An 830-nucleotide genomic window follows, 5' to 3' on the forward strand; every position below is an offset into this window, starting at 1 on the left:
TGCTCGACGGCAAGATCACCGTGCTGCTCGGGCATTCGGGCGTCGGCAAGTCCACGTTGGTGAATCGCCTTGTGCCGCAAGCGGAACGGGCGGTCGGCGAGGTGACCGACATCGGCCGGGGACGGCACACCTCCACCCAGTCGGTCGCGCTACCGCTGGCGACGTCGGGCTGGGTGATCGACACCCCGGGCATCCGCTCGTTCGGCCTGGCCCACATCGAGCCCGACGACGTGTTGATGGCGTTCTCGGATCTCGCCGAGGCGATCGAGGACTGCCCGCGCGGCTGCGGACACATGGGGCCGCCCGCCGACCCCGAGTGCGCGCTCGACACCCTGTCCGGCCCCGCCGCCCGCCGGGTGGCCGCGGCCCGCCGCCTGCTGGCCGCGCTCAATCAGGCTTAGCCAGCCGCACGCCGAGCTCGTCAGGCGGCACCAGATGGCCTTCGGTGCAACGCATCTGGACCTCCGCGTCGGCGCCGCAGCCGACGTGCGTCAGGCGCAGCCGGTGCCGCCCCGGCAGGTGGCGCCGGCCCCACTCGAACATCGCCCACACCACCGGCATGAAGTCGATGCCGGCCTCGGTGAGCACGTACTCGTCGCGGCGGCGCTGCCCGGGCTCGTGGTAGGGCTGCCGCTTGAGCAGCCCCAGCTCGACCAACTCGGACAGCCGCGCCGCAGCGGCGGCCTTGGTGATGCCCACCCGGCGGGTGAAGTCATCGAACCGCGTGGTGCCGTAGTACGCCTCGCGCATGATCAGCATCGCGGACTTGGTGCCCACCACCGACATGGTCTTCTCGATCGCGCACTCGCCGACGGCCGACCAGGCATCGC

Annotated in this window: 2 protein-coding genes; one reads left to right on the forward strand and one right to left on the reverse strand. The window is 71.8% G+C overall.

Annotated elements, in window-relative coordinates; translation table 11 throughout:
- Positions 1-401, forward strand: a 401-nt coding sequence (gene rsgA / locus A5730_RS00010; protein WP_156745619.1) for a GTPase RsgA, incomplete at its 5' end; no start/stop codon positions are given.
- Here the strand turns inward: rsgA and A5730_RS00015 are convergent.
- A partial coding sequence (locus tag A5730_RS00015; protein ID WP_067893887.1) for a helix-turn-helix domain-containing protein occupies positions 388-830 on the reverse strand: 443 nt, incomplete at its 5' end. The genes rsgA and A5730_RS00015 overlap by 14 nt on opposite strands.

It is taken from the genome of Mycobacterium sp. ACS4054, assembly GCF_001667275.1.
GTDB lineage: Bacteria > Actinomycetota > Actinomycetes > Mycobacteriales > Mycobacteriaceae > Mycobacterium.